Annotated in this window: 10 protein-coding genes; 2 read left to right on the top strand and 8 right to left on the bottom strand. The window is 64.3% G+C overall.

Going from position 1 to position 11,244, the window contains the following annotated elements:
• Positions 1-59 precede the first annotated feature (59 nt).
• Together Q7T45_RS08400 and Q7T45_RS08395 are read left to right on the top strand one after the other, a co-directional pair.
• Positions 60-2,369 carry an NADP-dependent malic enzyme gene (locus Q7T45_RS08400; protein ID WP_304869631.1) on the top strand — a complete coding sequence of 770 codons (2,310 nt, stop codon included), beginning with the start codon at positions 60-62 and terminating at the stop codon, positions 2,367-2,369.
• A gap of 140 nt (positions 2,370-2,509) precedes the next feature.
• Positions 2,510-2,968, top strand: coding sequence for a DoxX family protein (locus tag Q7T45_RS08395; RefSeq protein WP_304869629.1), 459 nt, complete (start codon positions 2,510-2,512; stop codon positions 2,966-2,968).
• Here Q7T45_RS08395 and Q7T45_RS08390 read toward each other — a convergent pair.
• From Q7T45_RS08390 to Q7T45_RS08355, 8 genes are all read right to left on the bottom strand, one after another.
• A complete protein-coding gene (locus Q7T45_RS08390) occupies positions 2,965-3,564 on the bottom strand; it encodes a hypothetical protein (RefSeq protein ID WP_304869627.1) in 600 nt (199 codons plus the stop codon). The two genes, Q7T45_RS08395 and Q7T45_RS08390, sit on opposite strands and share 4 nt — an antisense overlap.
• A 40-nt stretch (positions 3,565-3,604) precedes the next feature.
• Positions 3,605-4,519 (bottom strand): SAM-dependent methyltransferase, encoded by a 915-nt coding sequence (locus tag Q7T45_RS08385; protein WP_304869625.1) that lies wholly within the window; start codon positions 4,517-4,519, stop codon positions 3,605-3,607.
• A gap of 109 nt (positions 4,520-4,628) precedes the next feature.
• The gene (locus tag Q7T45_RS08380; RefSeq protein ID WP_304869623.1) at positions 4,629-5,498 is read right to left on the bottom strand and encodes a hypothetical protein; all 870 of its coding nucleotides are present in this window, start codon (positions 5,496-5,498) and stop codon (positions 4,629-4,631) included.
• Positions 5,499-5,760: 262 nt separating this feature from the next.
• The gene (locus tag Q7T45_RS08375) at positions 5,761-6,318 is read right to left on the bottom strand and encodes a dihydrofolate reductase family protein (RefSeq protein ID WP_304869622.1); all 558 of its coding nucleotides are present in this window, start codon (positions 6,316-6,318) and stop codon (positions 5,761-5,763) included.
• A 25-nt stretch (positions 6,319-6,343) separates the two neighbouring features.
• The gene (locus Q7T45_RS08370) at positions 6,344-7,291 is read right to left on the bottom strand and encodes a polysaccharide deacetylase family protein (RefSeq protein ID WP_304869620.1); all 948 of its coding nucleotides are present in this window, start codon (positions 7,289-7,291) and stop codon (positions 6,344-6,346) included.
• Positions 7,292-7,453: 162 nt separating this feature from the next.
• Positions 7,454-8,026: a glutathione peroxidase gene (locus tag Q7T45_RS08365; RefSeq protein ID WP_304869618.1), complete on the bottom strand. Its 573-nt coding sequence runs from the start codon at positions 8,024-8,026 to the stop codon at positions 7,454-7,456.
• Between the two features lie 70 nt (positions 8,027-8,096).
• On the bottom strand, positions 8,097-9,731 hold the full coding sequence (locus tag Q7T45_RS08360) for a hypothetical protein (protein ID WP_304869616.1): 1,635 nt from the start codon (positions 9,729-9,731) through the stop codon (positions 8,097-8,099).
• Between the two features lie 72 nt (positions 9,732-9,803).
• Positions 9,804-11,244: L,D-transpeptidase family protein (locus Q7T45_RS08355; RefSeq protein WP_304869614.1), on the bottom strand; the 1,441-nt coding region annotated here is incomplete at its 5' end.

Genomic DNA, 11,244 nt, shown 5'->3' with positions numbered 1-11,244 from the left:
CTCACGTCCGATCACCGAAGTCTGAATTCGGGGTCAAGGAAAGTCGCCGGGGGAAACCAATGTCGTCCCATTCTGAAGACCTGCAATCCGCGGCGCTGGCATATCACCGGCTGCCGCGGCCGGGCAAACTCGAGATCCAGGCGATCAAGCCGCTCGCCAACCAGCGCGACCTCGCGCTGGCCTATTCGCCGGGCGTGGCGGCGGCCTGCATGGCCATCGCCGCCGATCCGGCGGAAGCCGCATCCCTGACCATCCGCGCCAATCTGGTCGCCGTCGTCTCCAACGGCACCGCGGTGCTCGGCCTCGGCAATATCGGTCCGCTGGCGTCGAAGCCCGTCATGGAAGGCAAGGCGGTTCTGTTCAAGAAATTCGCCGGCATCGACGTGTTCGACATCGAAATCGCCGCCGACACCGTCGAGCGCGTGGTCGAGACCGTGGCCGCGCTCGAGCCGACCTTCGGCGGCATCAATCTGGAGGACATCAAGGGGCCGGAGTGCTTCGAGATCGAGGCGCAGCTCAAGGCGCGCATGAAGATCCCGGTATTCCACGACGACCAGCACGGCACCGCCATTATTGTCGCCGCCGCGATCACCAATGCCTTGCTGCTCAACGGCAAGAAGCTGGCCGACGTCAAGATCGTCACCTCCGGCGCCGGCGCAGCTGCCATCGCTTGCCTCAATCTGCTGGTCTCGATGGGCGCGCAGCGCAAGAATATCTGGGTCTGCGACATCGACGGCGTGGTGCATGAAGGCCGCAACACGCTGATGGACCGCTGGAAGTCGGTCTATGCGCAGAAGACCGACAAGCGCGTGCTGGCGGAAGTGATCGGCGACGCCGATATTTTTCTGGGGCTTTCGGCGCCCAACGTGCTGACGCCTGACATGGTCAAGGCGATGGCGGACCGGCCGCTGGTGATGGCGCTGGCCAATCCAACCCCCGAAATCATGCCGGACGAGGCCCGCAAGGCCCGCGCTGACGCGATGATCTGCACCGGGCGCTCCGACTTTCCCAACCAGGTCAACAACGTCCTGTGCTTTCCCTTCATCTTCCGCGGCGCGCTCGACGTCGGCGCCACCGCGATCAACGAGGAGATGAAGAAGGCCGCGGTCGATGCGATCGCGCAGCTGGCACGCGATCCGCCGTCGGATGCGGTGTCCCCCGGTTTTGACAGCGGCGAAGCGCAGGGGTTCGGGCCCGGCTCGCTGATCCCAAGTCCGTTCGACCCGCGGCTGATCCTGCGCATTGCGCCGGCGGTGGCGAAGGCGGCGATGGAGTCGGGCGTGGCCTCGCGGCCGATCGCTGACTTCGACGACTACAGCGCGCAGCTCGAGCGCTTCGCGTTCCGTTCCGGCCTCGTCATGAAGCCGATGTTCGCCAAGGCCAAGACCCAGCCGGTCCGCGTGATCTATGCCGAAGGCGAGGACGAACGCGTGCTGCACGCGACCCAGGTCGTGCTGGAGGAGAAGCTGGCGCGGCCGATCCTGGTCGGACGTCCGTCGGTGGTGGAGGCGCGGATCAAGCGGTTCGGTCTGTCGATCAGGGCCGGCCAGGATTTCGACCTCGTCAATCCCGAGGACGATCCGCGTTACCGCTCCTACGTGCAGTCCTATATCGATGCCGCCGGCCGGCACGGCGTGACTCCCGATGCGGCGCGCACGGTGGTGCGCACCAACGCGACAGTGATCGCCGCACTCGCGGTGATGCGCGGCGAAGCCGACGCCATGATCTGCGGCGTCGAAGGCCGTTACATGAGCCATCTGCGCCATGTCCGCGAGATCGTCGGCTTCATGCCTGGTGTCGCCGACTTCGCGGCACTGGCGCTGATGATCACCAGCAAGGGCGCTTATTTCATCGCCGACACCCAGGTGAGGCCGAACCCGACCGCCGAGGAGCTTGCGGAGGTGGCGGCGCTGGCGGCGATCCATGTCCAGCGCTTCAACATCAAGCCCAAGGTCGCCTTCGTCTCGCATTCGGATTTCGGCAGCTACGACACCGATTCCTCGCGCAAGATGCGCCGCGCCACGGCGCTTCTGAAGCAGAACCATCCGGAAATCGAGGCCGACGGCGAGATGCAGGGCGACACCGCGCTATCCGAAACCGCGCGAAAACTGATCCTGCCGCATTCGAAGCTGGAAGGCGTCGCCAATATCCTGATCATGCCGAACCTCGATACCGCCAACGTCGCCTATCAGATGATCAAGGTGCTGGCCGACGCGCTGCCGGTGGGGCCGATCCTGATCGGTCCCTCGCGCCCGGCGCACATTCTCACCCCCTCGGTGACCGCGCGCGGCATTCTCAACATGACCGCGGTCGCCGCTGTCGAAGCCCAGGAACGCGCCGGCCGCCAGCAACCGAGCCTGTTCGGATAGATCAGGCGAAAACAAGCCGGCTCCGCTGGTGGTCGACGGAGCCGCGGAATTGATTTGAGCGTTTGAAAAGCCACGCCGGAGCGCCCATAATCGCTCCGCCGGCGCGACTTCGGTATTTGCAGCATTCAACGAGGCCAACCATGCCAGCGTTTGTTACTTTCGGGCGAATCCTGTTTGCCGTGCTCTTTATCTATTCGGGAGTAGCCAAGCTTTTCGGTATCCAGGCCACTTCGGATGCCATCGCGAGCAAGGTCGTGGCGACGATGCCGGCGCTGGTCGCGCCCTATGTGACGCAACTCGAAGGCATCACGGGGATGCCGATGCCACAAATGCTCGCCATCGCGGTCGGAGCCTTCGAGGTGATCGCCGGCTTGATGATCGCGCTCAATTTCGGCGCGCGGTTCTTTGCCATTCTGCTGATCTTCTTTGTGGGCGCGGCGACCTTCTATTTTCACGACTTCTGGAATCAACCGACGCCATCGGATGGCAAGATGGTGATCGAGGCGCTGAAAAACCTGTCGATCATCGGCGCGCTGTTCATCATCGCCGGCTACGGCCGCTCGTCGCAGACACCGGAGCCGGCCTATGGCGATGTCTAGCGCATCCTGCGCCTGAAGATCATGAGACGGTCATCGCGATTGTACCATTGCGGGAGATTGACCACATCGACCGCGTCGTAGGTCGAGGCCAGCAGGGCGAAGAAGCGCGGGTTCGCGCTACCGCCCATCCATTCGCCGGCATAGACGAGATAATCACCGCGATGGCAGGTGAGGGCGTTGCAGGCCATATCGCTGTTCCAGGGCGGCCAGCACAGAAACAACGCGTGATCCGGATAGAAAAGCGCCGCTCGCTCGTCGCCATGAGCGACCTCGCTCCAGGTGAAGGGGGCATGGTTGGCATCAAATGCGACGACTTTGATCCCGGCCTGGCGCATCATCCATGCCCAGTAGCCACTGCCTGCGCCGATCTCGACCACCCTGGCCGAGTATTTCAGAATGGTCCGTACCGCTTGTTCGGTCGGGACCGCCCAGGCAAAATGTCCCGCGATCGCCGCCTTCAGATTCAGCCATTGCGGTGACAGCAATTCGGCCGCCGATATCGGCACCGAGGGATCGCGCCGACAGGCCGCCGGCATGGCGCGGTAGAATTCCAGGTAGGGATTGATGAGCCCCATCGTCGAACTGTCGCCGGCCATGCGCGAAGTCCGCCCAGCCCGAAGCCAAAGCCTCGAAATGCTAGCCGATCGAAGCGCCTGATGTCGCGTGTTTCGCCGCTATCATTGCGTTCATGCGGTAGTAGGTCGTTGGGTCGCTGCGGGTCGGGTAGGCGGGCGGGATATACAACGTGTATCCCGGCGAAAGCGGACCGTGAGCGAGTTCCGCCGCGGTGATTGGGCGAATGATCGGATCGCAACCGTGGAAAACGGCTGCCTCGTACAAATACATCGGATGTGAAGCCGGGTAGATCGCGAGCAGCCGCTCGACCAGCAGTGGCATGGCTGACAGATCGTATCCGGTCTTCTTGAATGTTGCGTCGCCGACGACGCCAATTTGCCAAAGAACGACAGAGCTTGACGGATCGATCACGCGGCCGTTGAGCAGGAAGTCGGTCGCTTCATAAGACTGACAGCCACTGATGCCGGGATCGACGCCCAGATCCGCGAACAGGCAGTCTTCCGACGATATTCCCGGCAGCATCCGGGCGCTGTAACCTTCGGCGCGGGCTCGCCGGATCGACTCGTGCGACGGATATACGAAGACTCCCGGATGGCCGTAGCACGCCATGCAAGTCAGCATTCCCGCGCGCAGGCATTCAAGGGTGCGTTCGACCATCTGGTTGTAGGTTTCGATCCGCTGCTTTCCCTCGGCGTACATGCCGGTCAGGGATTCGGCGCCGGCTGGATTGAGCTCCTTGAGCATCAATTCTGCGACGGGATCCCCGACGACATACAGGACCTTGTCTGCCTGCTTGATCCAGGCCACCGCCTCCATCGTCAAGTGGCCGACGGTCCGGATGCCGGTCCCGACGACTACCAACGACCCCTTGTGCTTGCCGTTGGAACCGGCGCCTTCCGCTGTCTTGGCGTCCAACGCTGCCGCCGCTGCGTCGGGGTCCGGCTGGTCCGTATGCTGGTCATCATGGACGGTCATGGCGCTTCACCTCATCTAATACTTACGAGCGCCGCATCATCGCAAACGCAAGCTGCGAAAACCGGCGGCGCTCGTTCGCTTCTATGGACGGGCCACGTCGTGTGGCCTCTCAACCGTTCGGAGTCGGGAACACCAGTTGCGGATGAACCTGTGGGAAGATCTGCGGGAAGATCTGCGGCACGAGCTGCGGATGGACCTGCGGGAAGATCTGCGGGTGCACCACGACCTGTGGATGAACCTGGGGGAAGATTTGCGGGAAGATCTGTGGATGCACCACGACCTGGGGATGGACCTGCGGGAAGATCTGCGGGTGCACGACGACCTGCGGATGAACTTGCGGGAAGATCTGCGGATGCACGACGACCTGCGGATGAACCTGTGGGAAGATTTGCGGATGCACCACGACCTGTGGATGGACCTGCGGAAAGATCTGAGGGAATTGAGGGAAGATCTGCGGGAACTGAGGAAACGCCTGCGGGAATTGCGGATGCGTTACCAGCTGCAACGGAACCTGAACGGGAGGAAAATTAGGAAACATGTTTAAACTCCCTTGGGTTGGAGGGGCCGGGAAAGCTGAACTGCCGCGAACAGTTGGCTGATCCTCGGCATCGGCGGCAGCAGCGCCGGCCGGCCGGACCATGTCGACCACCAATACGTTTGGAGTCGGGGCCGGTGGGGTGAAGGAAAATTTTTGACCGAGGAGCCGGGCATGGATCATCCATGCCTGCGCGCCTTTCAGGATCACCTGATCGACAGGGTCCAGGTTCGCCGCTCCCATCGCGCCGTCGGGATCCTTGATGAAGGCTCCCAGTTTCGCGGGATCGGTGGCCAGAGCAACGAGGAAGCTTCGGAATTCATCCGGTGAATCCGGCGCCGCGGATGCAGCTGCCGTCCCCGAGGAAGCTTCTTGCGGCGAAGCGGATGGTGAAGTCCCTTCGTCCGCCGGATTGGTGTCGTCAGGTTCGCCGCCAATCGCCATGGTAACCTCCAATGGGTGACAGGCTCGAGAGCAGCTTCAACAAAAATTCGATTCAATATTCGATCAAAGATTGTATGTCGCTATAAGTATACTCTAGGTCGATACGGGTTCAAGGCAATTTTGCTGACAGATGGCGAAGCGGGCCGTCATGCCGTCGCATTGGCGATCAAGATTGCGCGAGCAATTCTGTTCCCGCCAAAATCGTCAATGGTTTGAATGGATCAATTGCGCATTCCCGGAACCGGTCGCAGCAACTGCGGTGTCAGGCGATCCGCCGCCACGGCGTCACGCTGACGTCATCGGCGCTGTCGAGGATCTCTGCCGCGCCGGCGGTCAGGCCGTGCGCGCTCAGGATCGCCTGCGGCGTGCGTGCGGGCACGCCGGGAAAGCAAGGCTCGCCGCCCGGCAGCTTCACCCGCGGCGCCAGCGACAGCCAGAACGTGTCGTAGCGGTCCATGAACATCTCGAACACATCTGGCCCGCCGATCACGGCGACGGTGCCTGCGCGGACGCCAGCGCGTTCGCAGGCGGCCTCGAACGAGGCTCCCGCGGGATTCCACAAGGTGGCCCTGGGATTGGAAGGATCGGGCGCGAGCGCGCCGACCGACCGGGTCACGATGATCCGCTTTCGCTTCGGTGAGTTCGGCTGATCCTCGTAGGAATTACGACCGTGCACGATCAGATCGGCGGAATCGAGGGCGGCGGTGAAGAACCGCTTGTCGCCCTCGAATTTCAACTCGTTCGGCATCACGCGACCGGCGTCCGCCAGCATGCCGTCGGCGGACACGATGACATAGCCGTCGATGCGCAGTTGCGACATCCGCGTGGTCTCGCGCGGCTCGGTGCTATTCCGAAATCGTCTGCACCACGCTGTTCAGCGGGCGGCTGCTCACGGTCGGGAGTTTCATGTCCTTGATGACGCTCTCGTCGAACTCCGCCATGGTCACCACTGGCGCCTTGGCCCTCATATGCACGACCTTGTAGCCGCCGGCCTTCAATTTACGCAGCAGCTCGGGCAGGGCTTCCCCGGTGTGCTTCTGGAAGTCGTGCATCAGGACGATGCCCTTGCCCATTTTGTCGACCTTCCTCATCACGTTGTCGATGATGGTCTGGGCCTTGCTCGCCTTGAAGTCGAAGGAGTCGAGGTCGGTGGAGAAAATCCCGATGTTGCGCTCGCCGAGATAGGTGACCATCTCGGGCGGATGCTGCAGGGCCGGGAAGCGGAAGAACGGTGCGGGCGCGGCGCCGAGCGCCCATTTCACCGCGCTGAAACCCTTTTCGATTTCTTCCTTGCGCTGGGGCTCGGTCAGCTTCTTGTTGTTGAGGTTGGCGTGCGACCAGGTGTGCGAACCGACCGTGTGTCCGGCGGCGGCCACCTGCTTCAGGATTTCAGGATAATAGGACGCGTGTTTGCCGATCGGAAAAAAGACCGCCTTGGTGCATTCGTCGGCCAGGGTCTTCAGCACCGAAGGCGTATTGACCGGCCACGGGCCGTCGTCGAATGTCAGCACCACTTCCTTGTCGCGCAGGAAATCCAGCTGCTTGAAATGCTCGAAGCCGAAACCGGGGCCGCCGGTGGTGTCGATTTCCACGATGCGGCCGATGCCCAGCGCGTCGGGATTGGCGCAGGCGGCTTTTGCGGGCGCCGGGGCCGGCGCGGGAGCAGGGGCCGGCGCAGCAGCGGTAGCCTGCGGCGCAGCCGCACTCTTGGCGCCGGTCGCCTGCGACCATGCGGCACCCGTTGCACACAGCGACACCGCGCCCGCAAAGATCAAACCTGCTGCAATACGCATCTGATTCTCCTCAAAAAACTGATTCCGTGCCCCGGGGCTCGTTGCACCAGCCCGGGCCATTTCCCGCCGTGATCATACTAGCCTAGTTGGACCGGCGCCGCCACGGCAACGGCTTTTATCCAAAGCCTAAGATGTGTCGCCAATGCGCCTCATTCGGCAACGTCAGGAATCCGCGAGCGCGCGTGCGATGGCGGTTTTGACGCGGGTATCCGAGGGGGCGACGGACTCGGGGAATACGTCCGCGATATAGCCGTCGCGGCCGATCAGGTACTTGTGAAAGTTCCACCGGGGAACATCCTTAGGGCGGGCTTCGGCGGCCCATTTGTAGAACGGATGCGCGTTCGGGCCCTTCACGATGGCCTTTGCCGCGATCGGGAAGGTGGCGCCATGCTGCTGCGCGGTGTTCGCGATCTCGGTCGCGCCGCCGGGCTCCTGTCCGCCGAAATCATTGGAGGGGACGCCCAGTATCATCAGGCCCCGGCCGTGAAACTCCGTCCACAGCTCCTGCAATCCGGCATATTGCGGGGTATAGCCGCACAACGACGCCGTGTTGACCACCAGAAGCGGCCGGCCGGCATGATCGGCGAGCCGGATATCGCCGCCCGCGAGCGCCGGAAACGAAAAGGCATAGGCCGTGATCCGGCTGACCGCGGCCTGCGCGAGGGCGCTTGATGTCGAGGCCGGGGCTGCGATAGCAGCGAGCGCTGCCGTGAGGATGGTCCTGCGGTCGATCATGGTCATGCCTCTCAGGTCTGGCCTCGGGCGAGGATAGCGCACCCGGCGCGCGGCCGCTTTCAACACCCCGTTATGCCCGGGCCGGGCACCAGGGCAGCGGCAGCAGCGGCAGGTAATGCCGGTTCCACTCGCAGATCGATTGCGGGCCGCTGCGCTTGGTGGCGTATTTGACCGCCTCGGCCTGGCCGACGGCGATATGGAGGACGAACAGGGTCGCGCCGACCGGATAGGCCCATTTGTGAAAGCGCAAATCGCACAGCGGCTCCAGCAGAACAGCGAAGGCGAGGATAATCAGCGGATCGGTGAAGATGAAATATTCGGATTTCAATCCGCGGCGCACGGTCAGCGTGTCGATTCCGATCGCTGCCAGCAGCAGCACCAGGGCCTGGACCGCGGCCAGCTTTTCGTCGCGCCGCCACGCATGGATGATGAACGGGACGATCAGCCATGGCAGGAACATCGCCGGCCGCGGAGACGGATGCAGCACGAACGCATAGCGCGCCAGCACCGATCCGATGCCATCGAGCAGCGACAGGATTCCCCACGGGCCGGAGGCGATCGCGGCGTTGGTGGTGCTTGCATCGGCAAACGACAGCATTTTCTCCAGCGGATTGACGACGGCGATGACATTGCTGGTGTTGTATTCCAGGTTGAGCGCGAGCAGGGCAATCGATGCGCCGGCGGCCATGGTGAACATCGACGCCAGCGTTTCGGCGGCGCTGACGCGCCAGATCCTGGCATAAGCGACCATGCAGCCACCGATCAGGACCAGCAGCGCGGCCTGATAGATGCCGAAGCGGCCCAGCAAGGGGCGGAACTGGGCGGCGTCCAGCAAGGCGCGGTCGAACCCGGTGGCGATGATCGGCCACGCCGCCGCCACAGCGGCAATGGCGGCGCCGGCCGCGGCGACCAGTGCCAGCCAGCGCCATGGCGAATGGCGCCAGAACGCCACGCTGGTGCCGGTGGCGCTGCCGAACGGCAGGATCATGACGGGCAGCGCGCCGATCAGCAGGATCGCCTGCACCTTGTTCTCGAGACCGAGCACGCATAATGCGGCAGCGAGCGCCATTGCCAGCGGACGGGCAGGGCTGGCGCGGCGGCCGACGAGGATCAGGATCAACAGCGCGAAAATGACCGGGCAGGCCGCCAGCATTTCGCTGCGCAGGATACGCGAATGCACGGCGACGCCGCCGGAGAATGCGAAGGCGAAGATCGCCATCATCGCGATCCGCCAGTCGCGCACCACGCGGCGGATCAGGCCGGCGAAAACCAGCACGCAGCCGGTCGCGGTCAGAAGGACCAGCACGCGTCCGGCGCGGACCGCGCTGGTCATCGCCGCGTCGAAGCCGGCTGTATCCGATGCCGGTGGAATGGCGGATAGCGTCCAGGCGTCGAGCAGGCCGAGCCCGTGCAGCAGCCTGAACCAGTATTGCACCGACAGGATGCTGATGTAGGCGGTGTGATCGAAGAACCGCTGCGGCTTGCCGTCGTTGAGGACAAGCGCGTTGTAGACCACCATGAAATCCATGTCGGCATTGCGCCAGTAGACCAGCGCATAGCCGAACAGAAAAAACGATGCCGCCATACCGGCGACGATGGCTGTCAATCCCCATCGCCAGCCGAGGAAACTGAGCCGGCCAAAGGCGTCATCAGCCGCAACGATCGGCGGCGCGGTTGTGCGGGCCGGGGTAGGAAGCTCGTTCATGCCGCCGGTCTCTTAGCTCAGCCGCCGCCGCAAAGCGATGGCGCCGAACGGTCGGGGTCGCCCGAGATCGCCTTACCGCAGCGAAACGATGAAATCGGTGCCTTCGCCGGTTTCGCCGCCCTGGTTGATGCCCTGGTCGGACACCACGATCGAGCCACCGGTGCTGAGCGCCTCGGCGATGCGCGACATCGCTTCCGGCGGAATCGTGATGCGGTCCAGCGCCTCGGCCGGGCTGTTCGGCGCCGGCAACGGCTGCTTCACTTCGGCCGGCACAACGCCTGCGATCCTGCGCCGCCGCGACGAGCGCTCTTCGTCCTCATTCTTCTGCGCGTTGCGCGCCGCGACCGGCAGCGAAACCACCGACCAGCGCAGCGCATTGGCGTCGTCCTTGTCGACCTCCGCCGTAAACACATGCGTGCCCAGCAGACGGTCGCTCGGGGCGATGGTCACGGGCACATCGAACAGCGGCTTGAAATTCTCCCGCACGTAGAGCTTGCCGTCCTTGCGGCTGACCAGCACCGCGATCCGGCCGGCAGGCTTCGGCGGTTCGGGTTTGGCGACCACGGCCTTCTCGGCGTTCGGCAGGCGGGTCTGGTCTTTCGTCACCTCGGGAGCGGCCGGGCGCGGATCGGTCGCCGCGGTGACGCTGTCGTCGGGCTTTGCGGTTTCGCTGGCAGGCGCCTCGGCCTTTACGGCATCGCCGCTCGCCTGCGCGGTGATGGCAGGTCCATCCGGTTTCTTTTCGGTGCTGTCAGCGGCTTCGGTCTCCGCAGGTTTCTCGGCGGGTTTGATCTCGGCGGTCGCGGCTTCCGACGGTTTGGTCTCGGCGGGTTGGTCCGCGGATGAAGCGATCTGGTCGGGCTTTGCCGCGGCCGGTTCAGCCTCCGCGCTTGCGGCTTCGGATTTCGCCTCGGCTTTCGGTGCATCGTCAACCGCAGCGGCGGCGTCCGCGGCGATCAGGGGGATGCTGCTGGCGGCGGCCACGGCCGCCTCGCGCAACGCGCTGCGGCCGGTGCTCGCGGCGGAGGACAAGGCATCGGACATCGTGACCGGGGGGCTCGTCGCCGGGATGGCGCTGCTGGCGTCCGCGGTGCGGGTCTGGTCGCGCAACGGCCGCGAAGCGCTGGTCTCGTCCATGACCGGCTTGCCGCCGTCGTGGCCGACGGTCGATCGCAGTTCGAGGCTCGCCTCGGAAATGGCGGGCTTGACGGTTGCTGCGGCGTCGGCGGCCTTGTCGGCTTTCGCGGCCGGCGGCGCATCCGGATTCGGCTCGATGGCGGCCGTCGGCGGTGGCGGCGGCGCGACCTTCTGTTCGGCGAGCAGGGGATGCGCAAACCTGGCCGGGGTTATTTCGCCTGGCGTGACGACGACCCGCGCGCCCATCTTGGTCCAGTTCCATATCCGGGCGGCGAACGCCATCGGCATGCGGATGCAGCCGTGCGACGCCGGGTAGCCCGGCAGCACGCCGGCGTGCATCGCGATGCCCGACCAGGTGATCCGCTGCATGAACGGC

The sequence above is a fragment of the Bradyrhizobium sp. genome (assembly GCF_030646015.1).
Taxonomy (GTDB): Bacteria; Pseudomonadota; Alphaproteobacteria; order Rhizobiales; family Xanthobacteraceae; genus Bradyrhizobium.
Note: the sequence above shows the minus strand (reverse complement) of the source record. Positions and strands in the feature narration are given on the sequence as shown.